The organism is Mycobacterium sp. NGS35 (assembly GCF_059812855.1).
In genome coordinates this window covers 175,202-194,229 of the sequence record NZ_JCALDL010000002.1, presented here as the reverse complement: position 1 = coordinate 194,229, position 19,028 = coordinate 175,202, and the positions used below count along the sequence as shown (strand labels likewise).

At 67.1% G+C, this 19,028-nt stretch carries 22 protein-coding genes; 9 read left to right on the top strand and 13 right to left on the bottom strand.

The annotated features are described in order from the left end of the window. Positions 1–74 precede the first annotated feature (74 nt). Positions 75–587 carry an HTH-type transcriptional regulator AldR gene (gene aldR / locus AC5Y4C_RS05880; RefSeq protein WP_499910374.1) on the bottom strand — a complete coding sequence of 171 codons (513 nt, stop codon included), beginning with the start codon at positions 585–587 and terminating at the stop codon, positions 75–77. An 88-nt stretch (positions 588–675) separates the two neighbouring features. Here aldR and ald point away from each other — a divergent pair, with 88 nt between their 5' ends. Further along, positions 676–1,791 (top strand): alanine dehydrogenase, encoded by a 1,116-nt coding sequence (gene ald, locus AC5Y4C_RS05875; protein WP_499963079.1) that lies wholly within the window; start codon positions 676–678, stop codon positions 1,789–1,791. A gap of 6 nt (positions 1,792–1,797) precedes the next feature. Here ald and bla read toward each other — a convergent pair whose 3' ends face one another. The 4 genes from bla to AC5Y4C_RS05855 are packed head-to-tail and all read right to left on the bottom strand — an operon-like array spanning position 1,798 to position 7,022. After that, entirely contained in the window at positions 1,798–2,688 is an 891-nt protein-coding gene (gene bla, locus AC5Y4C_RS05870) for a class A beta-lactamase (protein ID WP_499963080.1), read from the bottom strand. Beyond that, the gene (locus AC5Y4C_RS05865; RefSeq protein ID WP_499963082.1) at positions 2,681–3,487 is read right to left on the bottom strand and encodes an SDR family oxidoreductase; all 807 of its coding nucleotides are present in this window, start codon (positions 3,485–3,487) and stop codon (positions 2,681–2,683) included. Before AC5Y4C_RS05865 ends, bla begins: the two co-directional genes overlap by 8 nt. Positions 3,488–3,490: 3 nt before the next feature. After that, positions 3,491–4,807 carry a M16 family metallopeptidase gene (locus tag AC5Y4C_RS05860; RefSeq protein WP_499963245.1) on the bottom strand — a complete coding sequence of 439 codons (1,317 nt, stop codon included), beginning with the start codon at positions 4,805–4,807 and terminating at the stop codon, positions 3,491–3,493. Continuing rightward, on the bottom strand, positions 4,773–7,022 hold the full coding sequence (locus AC5Y4C_RS05855; protein ID WP_499963084.1) for a polyribonucleotide nucleotidyltransferase: 2,250 nt from the start codon (positions 7,020–7,022) through the stop codon (positions 4,773–4,775). The genes AC5Y4C_RS05860 and AC5Y4C_RS05855 overlap by 35 nt, the downstream gene beginning before the upstream one ends. Before the next feature lie 311 nt (positions 7,023–7,333). Between AC5Y4C_RS05855 and AC5Y4C_RS05850 the strand changes: the two genes are divergently transcribed. Together AC5Y4C_RS05850 and AC5Y4C_RS05845 are read left to right on the top strand one after the other, a co-directional pair. After that, positions 7,334–7,561: a type II toxin-antitoxin system Phd/YefM family antitoxin gene (locus AC5Y4C_RS05850; protein ID WP_499963086.1), complete on the top strand. Its 228-nt coding sequence runs from the start codon at positions 7,334–7,336 to the stop codon at positions 7,559–7,561. Beyond that, positions 7,558–7,953 carry a type II toxin-antitoxin system VapC family toxin gene (locus tag AC5Y4C_RS05845; protein ID WP_499963088.1) on the top strand — a complete coding sequence of 132 codons (396 nt, stop codon included), beginning with the start codon at positions 7,558–7,560 and terminating at the stop codon, positions 7,951–7,953. The genes AC5Y4C_RS05850 and AC5Y4C_RS05845 overlap by 4 nt, the downstream gene beginning before the upstream one ends. A 12-nt stretch (positions 7,954–7,965) precedes the next feature. On the opposite strand, the gene rpsO is transcribed toward AC5Y4C_RS05845, so the two are convergent. Further along, entirely contained in the window at positions 7,966–8,235 is a 270-nt protein-coding gene (rpsO, locus tag AC5Y4C_RS05840; protein WP_499910357.1) for a 30S ribosomal protein S15, read from the bottom strand. 97 nt (positions 8,236–8,332) lie between these two features. Next, positions 8,333–9,307 (bottom strand): bifunctional riboflavin kinase/FAD synthetase, encoded by a 975-nt coding sequence (locus tag AC5Y4C_RS05835; RefSeq protein WP_499910355.1) that lies wholly within the window; start codon positions 9,305–9,307, stop codon positions 8,333–8,335. 134 nt (positions 9,308–9,441) lie between these two features. Between AC5Y4C_RS05835 and AC5Y4C_RS05830 the strand changes: the two genes are divergently transcribed. Then, a complete protein-coding gene (locus AC5Y4C_RS05830) occupies positions 9,442–10,146 on the top strand; it encodes a metal-dependent transcriptional regulator (protein WP_499910353.1) in 705 nt (234 codons plus the stop codon). Here AC5Y4C_RS05830 and truB read toward each other — a convergent pair. Genes truB through pptH form a run of 3 tightly spaced genes read right to left on the bottom strand, consistent with a single transcriptional unit; the run spans position 10,143 to position 12,639 of the window. Further along, complete coding sequence (gene truB, locus AC5Y4C_RS05825) at positions 10,143–11,021, bottom strand: tRNA pseudouridine(55) synthase TruB (protein ID WP_499963090.1); 879 nt, start codon at positions 11,019–11,021, stop codon at positions 10,143–10,145. The two genes, AC5Y4C_RS05830 and truB, sit on opposite strands and share 4 nt — an antisense overlap. Then, positions 11,018–11,710, bottom strand: coding sequence for a 4'-phosphopantetheinyl transferase PptT (gene pptT / locus AC5Y4C_RS05820; protein ID WP_499963092.1), 693 nt, complete (start codon positions 11,708–11,710; stop codon positions 11,018–11,020). The genes truB and pptT overlap by 4 nt, the downstream gene beginning before the upstream one ends. Continuing rightward, the gene (gene pptH / locus AC5Y4C_RS05815) at positions 11,707–12,639 is read right to left on the bottom strand and encodes an ACP phosphodiesterase PptH (protein WP_499910346.1); all 933 of its coding nucleotides are present in this window, start codon (positions 12,637–12,639) and stop codon (positions 11,707–11,709) included. The genes pptT and pptH overlap by 4 nt, the downstream gene beginning before the upstream one ends. 104 nt (positions 12,640–12,743) lie before the next feature. On the opposite strand from pptH, the gene AC5Y4C_RS05810 reads away from it, so the two are divergent. Further along, positions 12,744–13,328, top strand: a complete 585-nt coding sequence (locus AC5Y4C_RS05810; protein ID WP_499910343.1) for a DUF3558 domain-containing protein — start codon at positions 12,744–12,746, stop codon at positions 13,326–13,328. A gap of 22 nt (positions 13,329–13,350) precedes the next feature. Here the strand turns inward: AC5Y4C_RS05810 and AC5Y4C_RS05805 are convergent, their stop codons facing one another. Continuing rightward, positions 13,351–13,905 carry a DUF1802 family protein gene (locus tag AC5Y4C_RS05805; RefSeq protein WP_499914201.1) on the bottom strand — a complete coding sequence of 185 codons (555 nt, stop codon included), beginning with the start codon at positions 13,903–13,905 and terminating at the stop codon, positions 13,351–13,353. Then, positions 13,902–14,165, bottom strand: a complete 264-nt coding sequence (locus AC5Y4C_RS05800) for a DUF2277 domain-containing protein (protein WP_499910338.1) — start codon at positions 14,163–14,165, stop codon at positions 13,902–13,904. Before AC5Y4C_RS05800 ends, AC5Y4C_RS05805 begins: the two co-directional genes overlap by 4 nt. Positions 14,166–14,188: 23 nt before the next feature. On the opposite strand from AC5Y4C_RS05800, the gene AC5Y4C_RS05795 reads away from it, so the two are divergent. The 4 genes from AC5Y4C_RS05795 to AC5Y4C_RS05780 all read left to right on the top strand — a co-directional run bounded on the left by AC5Y4C_RS05795 (position 14,189) and on the right by AC5Y4C_RS05780 (position 17,682). Next, positions 14,189–14,959, top strand: coding sequence for an enoyl-CoA hydratase (locus AC5Y4C_RS05795; RefSeq protein WP_499963094.1), 771 nt, complete (start codon positions 14,189–14,191; stop codon positions 14,957–14,959). A gap of 141 nt (positions 14,960–15,100) precedes the next feature. Further along, entirely contained in the window at positions 15,101–15,889 is a 789-nt protein-coding gene (locus tag AC5Y4C_RS05790; RefSeq protein ID WP_499910334.1) for an ANTAR domain-containing protein, read from the top strand. Between the two features lie 93 nt (positions 15,890–15,982). After that, the gene (locus AC5Y4C_RS05785) at positions 15,983–16,417 is read left to right on the top strand and encodes an Hsp20/alpha crystallin family protein (protein WP_499910332.1); all 435 of its coding nucleotides are present in this window, start codon (positions 15,983–15,985) and stop codon (positions 16,415–16,417) included. Between the two features lie 371 nt (positions 16,418–16,788). Beyond that, positions 16,789–17,682, top strand: coding sequence for a M48 family metalloprotease (locus AC5Y4C_RS05780; protein ID WP_499963096.1), 894 nt, complete (start codon positions 16,789–16,791; stop codon positions 17,680–17,682). A gap of 17 nt (positions 17,683–17,699) precedes the next feature. Here the strand turns inward: AC5Y4C_RS05780 and AC5Y4C_RS05775 are convergent, their stop codons facing one another. Then, positions 17,700–19,022 carry an MATE family efflux transporter gene (locus AC5Y4C_RS05775; protein ID WP_499963098.1) on the bottom strand — a complete coding sequence of 441 codons (1,323 nt, stop codon included), beginning with the start codon at positions 19,020–19,022 and terminating at the stop codon, positions 17,700–17,702. Positions 19,023–19,028: the final 6 nt, after the last annotated feature.

Here is a 19,028-nt window from a genome sequence, read left to right as displayed (position 1 = left end):
GGCCTGCCCCCGCGAGCGCGCGCGTCTGTACGGCGACACGCCGTCGCACCTGCCATTTCACGCACGTTCGCGCTTTACAAGGGTGCGCCGCCGCGCAGATGCTCGAAGATCAGCGACGTCTGCGTGCCGGCGACATCGGGGTCAGCGTTGAGGTTCTCGACGACGAACGCCCGCAGGTCCTCGGTGTCGCACGCGGCGACGTGCAGCATGAAGTCGTCGGCGCCGGCCAGGAAGTACACATCGATCACCTGCGGCAGTTTGCGGATCTCGGCGATGAAGTGGCGGATGCGTCCGCGAGCGCTCGACTGCAGGCTCACGGCGATCATCGCCTGCAGTGGCCGGCCGATCGCCGCCGGATCGACGTCGGTATAGAAGCCGCGGATCACGCCGATGTCCTGCAGGCGACGCAGGCGGCCGTGGCACGTGGACGCCGCGATGCCCACCAGCTCTGCCAGCGCGCTATTGGATATCCGCGCGTCGTCGTGGAGAGCGGTGAGAATTCGCCGGTCGACGTCGTCGAGTTGCGGCTGAACATTCTTCGGGCGCTCCCCGCGGTCCACCCCGATCTTCGTCGATCGTTCTGTCACACTGCGACTCTACAGAATTTTGTACCAGTGAATTGCATAGACAACGAAGCTTCTTCAGAATTGGTTCACCGGCCATCAAGGAGCCAGCATGCGCGTCGGCGTCCCCACCGAACTCAAGAACAACGAATACCGGGTCGCGATCACGCCGGCTGGAGTAGCCGAGTTCACTCGGCGCGGGCACGACGTCGTCATCCAGGCGGGCGCCGGCCGTGGCTCGTCGATCTCGGACACCGACTTCAAGTCCGCCGGCGCCCAGATCATCGCCGACCCCGAACGCGTCTGGGAGCACGCGGATCTGCTGCTGAAGGTCAAGGAGCCGATCGAAGCCGAATACGCGTTGATGCGCCGCGGCCAAACGCTGTTCGCCTACCTGCACCTCGCGGCGTCGCCGCCGTGCACCGAAGCACTGCTGCGCTCGGGCGTCACCGCGATCGCATACGAAACGGTGCAGACTCCCGACGGCGCACTGCCTCTCCTGGCACCGATGAGCGAGGTCGCCGGACGACTGGCCGCCCAGGTGGGCGCATACCACCTGATGAAACCGACCGGCGGCCGCGGCGTACTCATGGGCGGCGTGCCCGGCGTCGGGGCCGCCGACGTCGTGGTGATCGGCGCCGGCACTGCCGGCTACAACGCCGCGCGCATCGCCTGCGGCATGGGAGCACACGTCACTGTTTTCGACGTCGACGTCGCCAAGCTGCGCGCCTTGGACGCGGAGTTCGGCGGACGCATCAGCACCCGCTATTCGTCAACCCTCGAGCTGGAGAGCGCGGTCAAGCGCGCCGACCTGGTGATCGGCGCAGTGCTCGTCCCCGGCGCGAAAACACCCAGGTTGATCTCCAATACCCTTGTGGCGCAGATCAAATCCGGCGCGGTGCTGGTGGACGTCGCCATCGACCAAGGCGGCTGCTTCGAGGACTCCCGACCCACCACCCACGACGAGCCGACCTTCATCGTGCACGACACCGTCTTCTACTGCGTCGCCAATATGCCCGGTGCTGTGCCCCGCACGTCAACATTCGCGCTCACCAACGCCACGATGCCCTACGTAATCACACTCGCGGACTGCGGCTGGCGCGATGCATGCCGAGCGAATCCTGCAGTGGCGAAGGGACTTTCGACGCACGAGGGCGCATTGCTCAACAAGCAGGTGGCGCATGACCTCGGCCTGCCCTTCACCGAACCGACGGCCGTGTTGGGTTAGCCGACGTCAGTCGAGAGCGGAGAAGGTCAGCGAAGTCAGCTCGCCGATCAGCGCCCGGTCGTTGTCCGCCTTCGGATCGTCACCGGCCGTCCGGGTCATGATCGCCAGTAGAACCTTCCGCCCATCCGGCCCGTACGCGATGCCGACGTCATTGGTGCTGCCGTAGTCGCCGCTGCCGGTCTTGTCGGCGCTGGTCCATCCCTGCGGCAATCCCGCGCGCATACTCGACGTCACATTGGCCCTCATCCAATCGTCGAGCTGCTGGCGACTGGACACCGTCAACGCCGTACCGGTCAATAAATCGCGGTAACCATTGCCCAGCGCCCGTGGGGTCGACGTGTCGCGCGGATCCCCCGGCAGCGCGGTGTTCAGTTCGGTCTCCCAGCGATCGAGGCGCGTCCTGTCGTCGCCGATGCTGCGCGCGAACGCGGTGATCTGCCCCGGCCCACCGATCGTGGTCAGCAGCAGGTTCCCTGCGGTGTTGTCGCTGCGCTGCAGCGCTGCCGCACACAGTTGCCCGAGTGTCATCGCATGCCCGGCCTGTGGTTCCGTGACGGGCGAATTCGGCACGACCGCTTGGGGATCGACGAACACCTCGTCGCTCAGATGCAGTTCTGTGCGGTCGCAGCGTTGCAGTACGCTCGCCGCGGCGTAGCCCTTGAACGTCGAACACATCGCGAACGTGTCGTCGGCGTGGTACTCCGCTGAGCGCCCCGACCCGAGGTCCGACGCGAACAGCCCCACTCGGGCGTTGTGCCGACGTTCCAGAGCCGCGATCTGTTCGTCGAGCGCAGGCAGCGGCTCGGCTGGGTCGGCCAGTGTCGACTTCACGCTGCACCCGGCGGCACTTATCAGCAGCGCACCGAGGAGCAGCCCGCGCCGCGACAGCTCAGCCATCGGCGGTCAGACTCCGGCGATACCGACGCATGCCGGCGATCCACCCCTCGTAGTCAGAGCCCTTCATCCGGTACATGTCGAGCACTTCCGGGTGCGGCAACACCAGAAACCTGTTCTGCTGCACCGCATCCAACGTAGCCCTAGCCACCGTCTCAGGCGTCAGCACCTCACCCGCACTGGTGACCGAACGGCCCGCCAATCGTCCATCGGCATCAGGGGATTCACGCAGCTCGGCCAGCAGCGCGGTCTCCACCCCCATCGGGCAGACGCAGCTGACGCCCACGCCGTCGTCGCCGTAGGTGATCGCCAACCACTCCGCGAAGGCGAGCGCCGCATGTTTGGACACCGCATATCCGGCAGCGCCGAGTTGAGTCAGCAGCCCGGCGGCGGACGCCACCGACACGAAGTAGCCGGAGCCGCGCGACACCCAGGTGGGGATCAGCTGCCTGACTGCGCGGATGTGCGCGCGCAGGTTCACGTCCAGCACCCGGTCCCAGTCCGCGTCGCCGGTGCCCAGCCCGGGCGCTCCCCCGATGCCGGCGTTCGCGACGTAGATGTCCACCTCACCGAAATTCGTTGTGGCCGAGCGGATCAGCTCGGCGATATCACCCTCGACGCTCGCGTCGCCCTGGCATGCCACCGCATCCCCCGCGATTGACTCGGCGGTCCGCTGCGCCGCCCCCCCGTCGACGTCACCGACCACCACACGCGCGCCCGACTCTGCGAGCGCGAGGGCCAGCGCTCGCCCGATACCCGAGCCCCCGCCGGTGACGACCGCCACCCTGCCTTCGACGTCCATTCGTCAGACCTTCCGAAGCCGCTGTGGGAGTTCGCGTTTCGATTTGTACGGACCGAGCACCGCCGCCCCGTACGGTCCGGCCAGCACCCGCCGCGCCACGGCGTTGACCTGGTCGAGAGTGACGGCGTCGATCTGGCCGAGCGTGTGCTCGATGCTGCGGTGTTCGCCGTAGTTCAGTTCACTGCGGCCGATCCGGTTCATCCGCGACGCCGAATCCTCCAGCCCCAGAACCAAATTGCCGCGAAGCGAGCCCTTCGCGATGCGGCATTCCTCGGCGGTGATCCCGTTCCGAGCGACATCGTCGAGTACTGACATGGTGACGTCGACGACGTCGCCGAACCGGTCCGGCAGGCATGCCGCGTAGACGGACAGGGCACCGCTCTCGGCGAACGTGTCGACCGTCGAGTACACGCTGTACGCGAGCCCGCGCTCCTCCCGAATCTGTTGGAACAGCCGTGAACTGAGCCCACCACCGATCGCCGTGTTGAGCACCGCCAGCGCCCAGCGATGCTTCCAGTGCCGACCGGGACAGCGGACCCCGAGCATCATGTGCGTCTGATCCGCGTCGCGTGGGCACAGTCGCAGCGTCGGACGCCCCGGCACCCGCCCGGCGCCTTTGCGCGGCGGTACCGGGATGCGGCCCCGCTGCAGCCGGGCACCGAAGTACTGGCGTACCAGCGACACGACGTGGTCATGCTCGACGTTGCCGGCGACCGCGATCACCATCCGCTCCGGGGTGTAGCGCCGCACGTGGAACGAATGCAGCTGCGCACGCGTCATCGCCGACACCGATTCGACAGTGCCGATCACCGGCCGGCCCACCGGGTGCGAGCCGAACAGCGCACCCAGGAACACGTCGGCGATCGCGTCCTCGGGATCGTCGTCGCGCATCGCGAGTTCCTCGAGTACGACGTCGCGTTCGAGTTCGACGTCGTCGGGCGAGCAGATCCCGTTGAGCACCACGTCGGCCACCAGATCGACCGCCAACTCGAGATCGGCGTCGAGCACGTGGGCGTAGTAGCAGGTGTGCTCTTTGGCCGTGAACGCGTTCAGCTCACCGCCGACCGCGTCGACAGCCTGCGCGATCTGCACCGCGGTGCGGGTGGGGGTCGCCTTGAACAACAAGTGCTCGAGAAAATGCGCCGCCCCCGCCACGCTGGGTCCTTCGTCGCGGGAACCGACACCCACCCAGACGCCCACCGACGCCGAGCGGACGCCGGGCAGGCATTCGGTGACGACGCGCAGACCGCCGGGAAGTGTGGTGCGCCGGAGGTCGGCGCCGGCGTTACGGGCCGGTGTGCGCGGCATCCGCTGGGGCAGGTGAGGCCTCGGCTGAATCGTCCTCGGAAACCAGGATCAGCGAGATCTTGCCGCGGTTGTCGATGTCGGCGATCTCCACGCGCAGCTTGTCGCCGACGTTCACCACGTCCTCGACCTTGGCGATCCGCTTGCCCTTGCCGAGCTTGGAGATGTGCACCAGCCCATCGCGCCCGGGCAGCAGCGACACGAACGCGCCGAAGTCGGTGGTCTTGACCACCGTCCCCAGGAACCGCTCGCCCACCTTGGGCAGCTGCGGGTTGGCGATCGCGTTGATCCGGTCGATCGCGGCCTGCGCCGACGGGCCGTCGGTGGCGCCGACGAACACGGTGCCGTCGTCCTCGATCGAGATCTGGGCGCCGGTCTCCTCGGTGATCGAGTTGATCATCTTGCCCTTCGGCCCGATGATCTCGCCGATCTTGTCCACCGGAACCTTGATCGTGGTGACGCGCGGCGCATACGGGCTCATCTCGTCAGGCCGGTCGATGGCCTCGGCCATCACGTCCAGGATGGTCAGCCGCGCATCCTTGGCCTGCGACAACGCATTGGCCAGCACCTTCGACGGAATGCCGTCGAGCTTGGTGTCCAGCTGCAGTGCGGTGACGAAGTCCTTGGTGCCGGCGACCTTGAAATCCATGTCGCCGAACGCATCCTCGGCGCCCAGGATGTCGGTCAGCGCGACGAACCGCCGCTCGGTGCTGCCGTCGTCCAGCTCGACGTCGTCGGACACCAGACCCATGGCGATGCCGGCCACCGGCGCCTTCAGCGGCACACCCGCGTTGAGCAGCGCGAGCGTGGACGCACACACCGAGCCCATCGAGGTGGAGCCGTTGGAGCCGAGCGCCTCGGACACCTGCCGGATCGCATACGGGAATTCCTCGACCGACGGCAGCACCGGCACGAGCGCCCGCTCCGCCAATGCGCCGTGACCGATCTCGCGCCGCTTCGGCGAGCCGACGCGGCCGGTCTCGCCGGTGGAGTACGGCGGGAAGTTGTAGTGGTGCATGTAGCGCTTGGTGGTTTCCGGGCCCAGCGAGTCGATCTGCTGGGCCATCTTCATCATGTCCAGCGTGGTGATGCCGAGAATCTGGGTCTCACCGCGCTCGAACAATGCGCTGCCGTGCGCCCGGGGCACCACGGACACCTCGGCGCTCAGCGCCCGGATATCGGTGATGCCACGGCCGTCGATGCGGAAGTGATCAGTCAGAATACGTTGGCGCACAAGCTTTTTGGTGAGCGACCGGAACGCCGCGGAGATTTCCTTCTCACGGCCTTCGTATGTGTCGGCGAGTCGGGTGAGCACCTCGGCGCGGATTTCTTCGGTGCGCTGGTTGCGCTCGACCTTGCCCGGGATCGTCAGCGCCTGCGTCAGGTCGTCAGTGGCCACCGACGACACGGCGTAGTAGACGTCGTCGCTGTACTCGGGGAACACCGGGTAATCTGCAGTCTCCTTGGCGGCCCGATCGGCCAGCTCCTGCTGAGCCACGCACAGCGCCTTGATGAACGGCTTGGCCGCTTCCAGGCCTTCGGCCACCACCGACTCGGTGGGTGCCTGCGCACCGCCGTCGATGAGCTCGATGACGTGCTCCGTGGCCTCCGCCTCGACCATCATGATCGCGACGTCGTCACCCACGACGCGGCCGGCGACCACCATGTCGAACACTGCCCGCTCGAGCTGCGCGACTGTGGGGAATGCGACCCAGGTGCCGTCGATCAGCGCCACCCGAGCACCGCCGACCGGGCCGGAGAACGGCAGGCCGGCCAGCTGCGTGGAGGCCGACGCGGCGTTGATGGCGAGCACGTCGTAGAGCTCGTCGGGGTCCAGCGACAGGATGGTCACCACCACCTGCACCTCGTTGCGCAAGCCGTCGACGAACGACGGGCGCAGCGGGCGGTCGATGAGCCGACACGTCAGGATCGCGTCGGTGGACGGCCGCCCCTCGCGGCGGAAGAACGAGCCGGGGATGCGGCCGGCGGCGTACATGCGCTCTTCCACGTCGACGGTGAGAGGGAAGAAGTCGAAGTGCTCCTTGGGTTGCTTGCTCGCGGTGGTCGCCGAGAGCAGCATGGTCTCCTCGTCGAGATAGGCGACCACGGCGCCGGCGGCCTGCTGGGCCAGCCGGCCGGTTTCAAAGCGGATGGTGCGGGTGCCGAAGCTCCCGTTATCGATGGTGGCGGTTGACTCGTAAACGCCCTCGTCGATTTCGGCTACAGACATGACAGTCCGGGGGCCTTCCTTCGTTCGGTTGTCGTCGCACGGAGGCAGTGGCGGGCAACCTGAACGGCATCGGCCTGATGCGGCTACGGCCGTCGATCGAAGCGGCCGGACTCTGTATGCGGAGCCCGACAGCCACTACCGAAGACCGCCCGATGCAGGCTGGCCACTGTCTGACATGCGAGTCCGAGCCGGATGGCTCGGAACGTCCTTACTTTACACCGGTGCTGGTGGCAACCCTATTTCGCAGCCGAGCTTGCTCCGGCCCAGGTGGTTGCGACGACTTAGTCCACGACTTAGTCTACGCTGGCGCTATGGAGGTCGGCGTCCACGATGCGAAGACTCACTTCTCGAAACTGCTGCGGCGGGTAGAAGCCGGCGAGGAAATCACCATCGTCCGCGGCGGTGAACCGGTTGCGGTACTGGTGCCTAGTCCCGCTCGACGGAAGCGCGAATTCGGGGTCGACGTCGGCAGGTTCGTCGTCCCCGATGACTTCGACGCCCCTCTGCCCGATGACGTGGTGCAGACGTTCGAAGCATGAGATTGCTGCTCGACACCCACGTGTGGTTGTGGCTGCAAACCGACCCCACGCGCATCAGCCGACAGGTGCTGGCGATGCTTGAAGACCTCGGTAACGAGCTCGTGTTGTCGTCGGCCAGTTCCTGGGAGATCGCGATCAAATACGAGCTCGGCAAGCTACCGCTTCCCGAGCCGCCCGCCGATTACGTGCCCGATCGAATGCGGCGGTCCGGTGTCGTACCCCTTGCTGCCACTCACAGCCATGCGCTGCGAGTAGCGCAACTGCCGCCGATACACCGAGATCCGTTCGATCGCATGCTGGTGGCACAGGCCGCGCTGGAGGACCTCGAGATCGTGACGGCCGATCCCGTGTTCAGTCGCTACGGCACGCCGGTGCGCCTAGCCCGAGATTGATCGCAGGCAGCGTCAGCGGCGCATGCCGAGGCGGTCGATCAGCGACCGGTACCGCTCGACGTCGATCTCGGCGAGGTACTTGCCCAGCCGGCGCCGCCGGCCGACCAGCAGCAGCAGGCCCCGCCGCGAATGGTGGTCGTGCTTGTGCACTTTGAGGTGCTCGGTGAGGTCGTTGATCCGCCGAGTCAACAGCGCGATCTGGGCCTCCGGCGAGCCGGTGTCGGTCTCGTGCAGGCCGTATTCCCTCAGGATTTCTTTCTTCTGTTCGGCAGTGAGCGCCACGAATTCAACTCCATACGTCGGTCCACGATCTTCGAAATGGGCGCGGCCGCCGCGGACTGCAGCACGTCGCCATGTCGGCGGCGAGTTTAGCAGGATGTCACTGGGCCGACAGAATCGTGCGGGCCCGCTCGGTGTCCTTCTCCATCTCGCTGATCAACTCCCCGACCTCGGCGAACTTGCGCTGCCCGCGGATGCGGGCGACGAAATCGACGGCGACGTGCTGGCCGTAGAGGTCGGCGGAGGTGTCCAGTACGTACGCCTCGACGGTGCGGGTCCGGCCGGAGAACGTCGGGTTGGTGCCGACGGACACGGCGGCCTGATAGCGCTCGCCCGGCACGACCGAGCCGACGACGGGCCCGTGCCCGAGCACGGTGAACCAGGCCGCATACACGCCGTCCGCCGGAATCGCCGCATACATCGGCGGCGCCACGTTGGCGGTCGGAAAGCCCAGCACCCGGCCGCGGCCGTCGCCACGCACCACCACGCCCTCGACGCGATGCGGGCGGCCCAGCGCCTCGGCCGCGGCCACGACGTCACCGGCGTCGACGCAGGACCGGATGTAGGTGGACGAGAACGTCACTGTCTGGTCGTCGTGGTGCTCGGCGACCAGCGACATCGCCCGCACCGCGAACCCGAACCGCTCCCCCGCCTGCCGCAGCGTTTCCACATTTCCTGCCGCCTTCTTGCCGAACGTGAAGTTCTCCCCGACCACGACCTCCACCACGTGCAGCCGCTCCACCAGCAGCTCGTGGATGTAGCGCTCCGGCGTCAGCTTCATGAACTCGGCGGTGAACGGCACCACCAGGAACACGTCGATGCCGAGTTCTTCCACGAGCTCGGCGCGGCGGGTCAGCGTGGTCAGCTGGGCCGGATGGCTGCCCGGGAACACGACTTCCATGGGGTGCGGATCGAAGGTCATCAGCACCGTCGGCACGCCTCGCGACCGTCCTTCTTTGACCGCGGTCGCGATCAGCTCCTGATGGCCGCGATGTACGCCGTCGAACACCCCGATCGTCAGGACACATCTGCCCCAGTCAGTGGGGATCTCCTCCTGACCGCGCCAGCGCTGCACAGCGGCAAGCCTACGACCCACGCGATGAGCGCTTGCGCGAAGAGCCAACTCGCGCGATGAGCGCTTGCGCGAAGAGCCAACTCGCGCGCGCGTGACATCCCCGCTATCGCCCGCCGGTGCCTACACTTTCACCCGTGACTGCTGCCGACGACGCCCGTGGGCTGACGTCGGTCGCCCAGGACTACCTGCGGGTGATCTGGAAGGTCCAGGAGTGGTCCGGCGACAAGATCAGCACCAAGATGCTCGCCGAGCGGCTCGGGGTGTCGGCCAGTACCGCCTCCGAGACCATCCGCAAGCTCGCCGACCAGGGATTGGTGGAGCACGAGAAGTACGGGGCGGTGACGCTGACCGAGCGTGGCCGGCGCGCCGCGGTGTCGGTGGTGCGCCGGCACCGGCTGCTGGAGACGTTCTTGGTGCAGGTGCTCGGCTACAGCTGGGACGAAGTGGACGACGAAGCCGAGGTACTCGAGCACGCGGTCAGCGACCTGATGATGTCGCGGATCGACGCGAAGCTCGGCCATCCACAACGGGACCCGCACGGCGACCCGATTCCGACGCTCGACGGCCGGGTGCCGACGCCGCCCGCGCGGCAGCTGTCCGAATGCGCAGACGGCGACCACGGCTCGGTGGCGCGGATCTCCGACGCGGACCCCGAGATGCTGCGCTACTTCGATTCCGTCGGGATCGCGCTGGACTCGCACCTGACGGTGCTGGCCCGGCGAGACTTCGCCGGAACACTGTCGGTGGCGATCGACGACGGCCACGACGGCGACCCCGGTAATCGCACAGTGGAGTTGGGACACCCTGCGGCAGAATCGATTTGGGTGGTGCCCTGCTAGAGGGTGGCCGGCCGCAGCACCACCACGGATTTCGTCCGGCCGGCTTCGTCACGCAGCAGCGCGATCACCCTGCCGTCAGGAGCCGTCGCCGCGTAGACCCCGTCGATGCCGGCCGACGCCAAAGCCCTTCCGTGCCGGGCAGATTCGGCCTCTTCGGCACTGAGATCCCTGCGTGGGAAGCAGAGCAGGCACGCCTCGTCGAGCGAATACGACAGCCGTGGTTGAGCCGCAAGCTCGTCGAGCGCGTGAGCATCCTCGACACCGAAGGGGCCCACCCTGGTGCGCCGCAGCGCAATCAGATGCCCGCCGACGCCCAGCGCCGCGCCGACATCGCGGGCCAGCGCGCGGACGTAAGTGCCTGACGAACAGTCCACCGCGACGTCGACGTCCACGAAGCCGTCGGCGCGTCGAATCTGCAACACGTCGAAGCGGTCGATCCGCACCCTGCGCGCGGCCAGATCGACGGCCTGGCCTTCGCGAGCCAACCGATACGCCCGCTTGCCGCCCACTTTGACCGCGCTCACCGCCGCCGGCACCTGTTCGACTTCGCCCCGCAACGACGCAACCGCGGTCCGGATCGCATCGTCCGTCACTGCGTCGGCGGGCGTCGTCGCCACTACGTCACCGTCGGCGTCGTCGGTGGTGGTGGTCTGCCCCAGCCGCATCGTCGCGGCATACGACTTGGTTTCGGTAGTCAGCAGGCCAAGAATCTTGGTCGCGCGCTCGACGCCCACCACCAGCACACCGGTGGCCATCGGGTCCAGCGTGCCGGCATGCCCGACCTTGCGCGTGGAAAAGATCCGCCGGCAGCGGGCGACGACGTCGTGGCTGGTCATGCCGGCGGGTTTGTCGACGACGACCAGGCCTGCACTCACAGCACGATCGCCGTCAGCGCCAAGCCCTGCCGCACCGACCACCGACCGTGCAACGCTTTCAGCGGCGGCCCCGACAACGTCGTCGGGTCGATCAAGATCTGCGATACGAACTCGCCGCCGGCGCCGTCGGAGTCCACGTCGAAGACGATGTGGGCGTCCTCGAAACCCAGCCACCGGCGAGTCAGCGGAAACCACGCCTTATACGTTGCCTCCTTGGCGCAGAACAGGATTCGATCCCAATGCAGATCGGGAGGCAGGGCAGCCAGCTGCCGCCGCTCGGCGGGAATGCTGACCGCGTCGAGCACGCCGTCGGGAAGGACGTCGTGCGGCTCGGCGTCGATGCCTATCGACCGAACATCAGTGATCCGGCCCACAACCGCACCGCGGAAACCTTCACAGTGCGTCAGGCTGCCCACCACGCCGTCGGGCCAGCACGGTTCTCCCTTGTCGCCCTTGAGGATCGGCACGGGCGGGATGCCGAGCTTGCCCAGCGCCACCCGGGCGCAGTGGCGTGCAGTGACGAACTCGTTGCGCCGCTTGGCAACCGACCGCGCGATCAGCGGCTCCTCGTCTGGCAGCGGCGCCAGATCCGGTGGGTCGGTGTACAACTCGGCTGCGGCCACCGTCTCGGGCACCACGGTGGAGATCAAGCTCGAGGCCGGCTCATTGCTCTTCGGGCAAGCGTTCATCGCCTGCGGGCCTCGATCCGCTCGCGCACCCGCTGCGCATTGGCGCGCATCTCCGGCGTGATCACGAAGTGGCCGCCGAACTCGTTGAGGTAGCCCGGTGCGTACTGCGGGTCGGGCAATACCTGCCGCAGCCACCGATATGGCTTGCGGCGCCGCCACTCTCGCGGATAACCCACCGACACCTCTTCGAACCGCACGCCGTCATACCACGTGGTCCGCGGAATGTGGAGGTGCCCGTAGACCGAGCAGATCGCGTTGTAGCGGGTGTGCCAATCGGCGGTGGCGGTGGTGCCGCACCACAGCGAGAATTCGGGATAGAACAGCGCCTCGCACGGCTCGCGCACCAGCGGGAAATGGTTCACCAGCACCGTCGGTGTCATCCAGTCGAGCTGCTCGAGTCGTTTCCGCGTGACGGCCACCCGGTCACGGCACCAGGCGTCGCGGGTGGCGTACGGCTCCGAGGACAGCACGAACTCGTCTGTGGCCACCACGTTGGCCTCGCGCGCGATGGCCAGACCTTCGGCCTTCGACGACGCGCCCGCCGGCAGGAACGTGTAGTCGTAGAGCAGAAACATCGGCACGATCGTCGCGGGACCACCCTCACCGGTCCACACCGCATACGGGTGCTCGGGGGTGAGGATGCCCATCTGGTCGCACATCTCGACCAGGTAGTCGTAGCGGGCGCGGCCGAACAGCTGCACCGGGTCCTTACTCGTCGTCCACAGCTCGTGGTTGCCCGGTACCCAGATCACCTTGGCGAACCGGTGACGCAACAGGTCCAGCGACCAGCGGATGTCGTCGGTGCGCTCGGCGACGTCGCCTGCGACGATCAGCCAGTCGTCCGGCGACGACGGATACAGCGACTCCGTGACCGGCTTGTTCCCCACGTGACCGGTGTGCAGGTCACTGACAGCCCAAAGTGTCGCCACAACCGACCAGGGTAGCCAACTAGAACAGGTTCTCTTTTACCGTCGTGCCGGCGTTGTCGCGCTTGTACACTCCCCCTGCGGGGATGCCGAACGGAGGGGCTGCGATGGCGACCAGGCTGCGGCTGTTCGCGGTGATGTGTGCGGTGGTCGCGGCGGTGGTGGTGGCGTGGCAAGCTGCCCCGGGCGGCTTGACCTCTCCACCGGACGTGCAGCTGCGGTCCACGGCCGTGCCGTTGGATACGCCGAGCACCACGATCAAGTCGCCGGTGATCGATTTCAACAATCCCCGCCCGTTCGACCCGTGTCAGGACATCCCGATGGACGTGATCCAGCGGCTCGGTCTGGCTTTCACTCCGCCCGAACCGGAAGACGGGTTGCGCTGTCACTTCGACGCCGCCAACTACCAGATGGCGATCGAGCCGATCGTCTGGCGCAGCTACGAACAGAGCCTGTCGTCCGATGCGGTCGAGACCACGATCGCAGGGCATCGCGCAGCATGGTTCTGGGTGATGAAGCCCACCGACTGGAACAACCGCTGGTGGTTTTCCTGCATGGTGATGTTCGAGACCAGCTACGGAGTGATCCAGCAGTCGCTGTTTTTCTCGCCCATCTACTCCAACCCCGACGTGGACTGCCCGACCGAGAACATGACCCGGGCCCAGCAGCTGGCGCCGTACTACAAGTTCTGAGCCGAAGCTCTGAGCCGAAGTTCTAGGCCAGGGCGCAGCGGACTTCTTCGGCGATGCGCTGAAGCGTTGCATCGTCGTGTACCGGCGGGCCCCACGTCGGCTGCACCGGTAGCTCCACCCAACTGGTGCAGCCCGCATAATCGGCCGTGCGAACGAGCCGCATCGGGCTTGTCAGCGGGCAGGCCTGCACCACCAGCACAGTCAGCCGGTGCTTTGGGCGGAAGTCGAGCCGGTCCTCGCGCACAGACTGCTCGGTCCAGATGTGCAAGGGTTCGATCTTCCGCAACCCGTCGGTATGCGAAACCTGAACTGCTGCAACCACTTTCGCTCCGGCCCGCACTACCACGTGATCCTGTCCGCTGTCTGCCGCCGCCGGGGCCAGCAAGTCTTGGTGTTCGGGCCGCACGCGTTCGGCATGGCTGTGCGCGACCGTCGGGAACAGCAGAAACCGGTCCGCCGCCACGTCGAAGCGCTTCTCGCCGATCCCGCCCTTGCGCAACAGCACGGTTTGGCGGCCGTCGAGCAGCGCATGCACCGCCGCGCTCCACTCCTTGAGCGCGGGCGTCGTCGGGGTCATACCCGCAGCCGGGCGCGCACTTCCGGGCGACGCAACGGCGGCACAGTCTTCGGCGGCTGTTTGCGCGGCGGCAACAGTGACAGCAGCCGCGACGTCGATGCGGCGACTTCGGCGACCGCGGTCTCGAACGCGTCGGCGTTTGCGGCCGACGGGCGGGTGATTCCGCTGACCTTGCGCACGTACTGGCGGGCGGCGGCCTGGATCTCCTCGTCGGTGGCAGCGGGTTGCAACCCGCGCAGCTCGGTGATGTTTCGGCACATGCCCACGACGATAGGCTCAGCAGATGTCTGATGACGTGCTGCTGATCGAAACCTCCGACCGGATCCGCACGCTCACGCTCAACCGCCCGCGGGTGCGCAATGCGCTGAGCAAGGAGCTGCAGGACAAGCTGTTCGCGGCGCTGGCCCAGGCGGAAACCGACGACGACGTCGACGTGGTGATCCTGACCGGCACCGATCCGGCGTTCTCGGCCGGCGTGGACCTCAAGGAGATCAGCACCAGCCTCGGCGATTCCCGCGACAGCCTGTCGAAGGTGCGGTGGCCGGCGCTGTCCAAGCCCGTGATCGGTGCGATCAACGGCGTGTGCGTCACCGGCGGCTTCGAGCTGGCGCTGAGCTGCGACATCCTGATCGCCTCGGAGAACGCCCGGTTCGCCGACACCCACGCGCGGGTGGGCCTGCTTCCCGGCTGGGGCATGTCGGTGCGGCTGCCGCAGCTGGTCGGCCGTGGCATGGCCTATCGGATGAGCCTCACCGGCGACTATGTGAACGCCTATGACGCACTGCGTATCGGGCTGGTCACTGAGGTGGTGCTGCACGACGAACTGATGAGCACCGCACGGGCGGTCGCCACGTCGATCGTCAACAACAACGGCGCCGCGGTGCGCGCGTATCTGGCGTCGTATCACCGCATCGACGAAGCGCAGACCCGCGAGGCGTTCGCGATCGAGCAGGAGTCCGCACAGCAGTGGCTGCGCACGAACGCCAGCAGCGACGACATCGCGGCCAACCGCGAAGCCGTCATCAAGAGAGGCCGCGCGCAGATTCACGACTGAAAACCCGCGACCAGTAGGATTCTGTCGGTTGAGCTGGCAGCCGAAGGCATCGCCAATGGCGTGCAGACTCGCTCCGGCTCGCCGGAATCCGATTCCCTCCTCGGCGTGCTTTTCCCGAACACGTCGAGAGAAGAATGACAGGTGAGTGACAATTCCGGCGACCGCGAAGGCGGCCGCCCCGATCCGCTGATCCGGTTGGATGCGACGTCGGACGCCATCGGCGCACTGCGCGACATCTTCGCCGCCGAAGAAGACTTGGACAGCGTCTTGGCGCGAGTGGCATCGACAGCGGCACAAGCCGTTCCCGACGCCGACGCCGTCACCATCACCGTGCTCGACGGAGACGAGTTCCGCACCGCTGCCGCCACCGACGAGCGAGTGGTCGACCTCGAGCGTGTGCAGCACGAGTCCGGCAGCGGACCGAGCGTCGAATGCGCCGAACAGCGTCGCCCAGTGCGCGACCGCATCACCGAGCACTCGGGGCGCTGGCCGCAGTTCTGCGAAGCCGCCCAGCGTCAGGGGCTGCGGGCGTGCCTGTCGGTTCCGCTGCTCGTCGGTGATCCCGATCATCAGGAACTGGTCGGCTCGCTGAACGTATACAGCTACACCGCAACGGCTTTCGACCCGTTCGACGAAGGATTCATGCGCCTGTTCACCGAGGCGGCCGGCGCGGCGATCACCAACGCCCGGCGCTGGCAGCAGTCCCGGGAGACGGTCACCCAGCTCGAGCGGGCGCTGACGTCGCGCGCCGACATCGACCAGGCGAAGGGCGTGCTGATGGCGCTGCATGGATGCAGTGCCGACGAAGCATTCCAACTGCTGGTCAAGCAATCGCAGGACCACAACGTCAAACTCCACGACGTCGCCCAGCGTCTGCTCGCCTCGGTGCAGACGAACGGCGACGGGCGCGGCAACCGCAGGGGGCGGTAGCCTGCCCCCGCCGGTGGGAAATACGGCCGGCGTTGAATCGGTTTTCTAGGACGAAAACGAGAGACCAGCAAATAGTCCGAGGAGGTGATGACCATGCTGAAGTTGGACCCGTTCTTCCGTGACGTCGACCGTCTGACCCAGCAGCTACTCGGCGGCGCGGTAGGCACACCGGCTCGTCCCGCGGTCATGCCGATGGACATTTGGCGCGACAACGAGCAGTTCGTCGTGGAACTCGATCTGCCTGGCGCACACGCCGATTCAATCGACATCAATGTCGAGAACGACGTGCTGACGGTGCGCGCGCAACGGCCCGCCGCGCAGGACAACCGACAGTGGCTGGCCTCCGAACGCCCGCACGGCGTATTCAGCCGACAGATCTATCTCGGCAGCGGTCTCGATGTCGACAACATCAAGGCCGACTACACCGAGGGCGTGCTGCGGCTGACGATCCCGGTGGCCGAACAAGCCAAGCCGCGCAAGATCGAGGTGGCTACCGGCCTGAAGGAGAAGCAAGCCATCAGCGCCTGATCTCTACGGGTGCCAGTGTGCGGGTGACCGCCCACAGCCGCCCGCTGGAGCGGTCACCGCCGATAGTCCGTGCTGAGACGCTGCGGGAGGTTGGGGACGGCGATCAAATGCAATGGCAACCGGACGCGGCCAGACCGTTGACGGCGCCATCCGCGAGGACGCGCCTCGCGTGCGCATCCGCCCGCCCGGCGACACGGTGACAAAGTCCGCGGCCGAGTCGATCAGCGCCTCAGTGTGTTCACACGGGGCCGGCAGCAGCCGGCCCCTTTTCTTATCCGAATGAGACTGCGCGACAACCGCTTCCGAAGGAAATGCGGCATCGGGCGACTGGCGTTGATGTCTGCGAGAAGACCATGAAGGAGGTATCGCACGTGCACCGTTACACCAACGGAGTGAAGACGGCCGCCTTGCTGGGTTTGCTCACCGGGCTGATCCTGCTGGTCGGGCATTGGCTGGGTGGTGGCACGGGGCTCGTGATCGCCGCCGCGATCTCCATCGCCATCAACCTGGTCCTCTACTTCCGCGGCGACACCGTTGCCCTGCGGGCGATGCGGGCCCGGCCGTTGAGCCGTGCCGAGGCTCCCCAGCTTCACGCCATGGTGGCTGAATTGTCCACGCAGGCAGGCCAACCCATGCCGAAGCTGTACATCAGCCCGATCCGGCAGCCCAACGCTTTCGCCACCGGGCGAAACCCCAGGCATGCGGCAGTGTGCGTCACCGAGGGCATCCTCGAGCTGCTGAGCGCCCGCGAGCTTCGGGCGGTGCTGGGCCACGAGCTGGCGCACGTGTACAACCGCGACATCCTGACGTCGACCGTTGCGGCAGCCCTTGCCGGCATGGTAACGATGCTGGCCGATCTGGCGTGGTTCACGCCGATCGAGGCCAGCGACGACGACGACGGGCCGGGCTTGCTCGGAAGCGTGCTGACGCTGATCTTGGCGCCCGTGGCGGCCACCCTGATCCAATTGGCCGTGAGCAGGAGCCGTGAACTCGCCGCGGACGCCGACGGCGCGATGCTGAGCCACGATCCGGGCGCGCTGGCCAGCGCGCTGAAGAAGATCCACGCCGGAACTCGACTGATGCCGTTGCCGGCAGAAGGGCAGTTGGCCAGCACCGCACATCTGATGATCGCGAACCCACTGCGCGGCGAGGGATTGGAAGCGTTGTTTTCGACGCATCCGCCGATGCGCGAGCGCATCGCCCGCCTCGAGCGGCTGGCGGACCAGATGGCCGCCGCCGCTCCGGCGTACGCCATGAGGTGGTGACCGGCGGCGTCGCCGTGTCAACCAGTGCCGGGGACGGCCCAGCGGCCGGACAGCGCGCGCCAACCCACGAACATCAACCGCAGCAGGATGAACGCCGACAACCCGGCCCAGATACCAGCCAAGCCCCAGCCGAAGACCAGCGACAGCCAGATCAGCGGCAGGAAGCCGAGCAGCGCGCTGAGCACTGTGGCGTTGCGCATGAATTTCGCATCGCCGGCGCCCAGCAGCACACCGTCGAGGCCGAACACCACTCCGGCGACCGGTAGTTGAGCCACGAGGAACCACCACGGCACACCGACGGCGTCGAGCACGGCCCGATCGTTGGTGAACATCTTCGGCACCACTGCAACGCCCGCCGCCAACACCACCGCAAGCACTGTGGCTGCAACCGCAGAGAACGTCGTCACCCGCCACGCCACCGACTTGGCGTGCTGTGCCCGTCCCGCCCCCAGGGCGGCGCCAACCAGTGACTGCGCCGCGATGGCGAGTGAATCCAGCACGAGCGCAAGGAAATTCCACAGCTGCAGCGCCACCTGGTGCGCGGCCACCGACACCGCTCCGAATCGCGCCGCCACCGCAGCGGCCGACACGAAGCACACCTGGAATGCCACCGTGCGCACCAACAGGTCGCGACCCATGACCACCTGGGCCCGCAATACCCGCCAGTCGACACCGAGCGGTACCCGTTCGACCAGCAACGCCCGAGCGAACAAGAGCGCAGCAAGCCACTGCCCGACCACGTTCGCGACGGCCGAGCCGGGTAGCTCCAAGCGCGGCAGGCCAATCCAGCCGAACACCAGCAGCGGGCACAGCAGCGCCGACACTGCGAATCCGATGACGACGTACCGCAGCGGCCGCACAGTGTCCTGCACGCCCCGCATCCAGCCGTTGCCGGCCAGCGACATCAGCATCGCCGGGGCGGCCAGTACGGCGATCCGCAGCCACGACAGCGCTTCGTCGGCGATGGGCGGCTTCGACGCGATCGCGGACACGACCGGCACCGCGGCCGCCTGCACCACGGCTACGAACAACACGCCCAGAGCCAAAGCCAGCCAGCTGGCCTGTACGCCTTCGCGGACCGCCGCCACCCGGTCTGCGGCACCGAAATAGCGGGCTGACCTTGCCGTGGTGCCGTAGGACAGAAAGACCAGACCCGAACCCACCATGTTGACGATCAGGCCACCGATCGCCAGACCCGCCAGCGCCAACGCCCCGAGACGGCCGACCACCGCGGTGTCGAAGAGCAGATACAGCGGCTCGGCTGCCAGCACGCCGAGTGCCGGCACAGCCAGCGCCGCGATCCGGCCCGCGCTCGCGGTCGAGTCCTCCGACGCCGTCATGCTCTC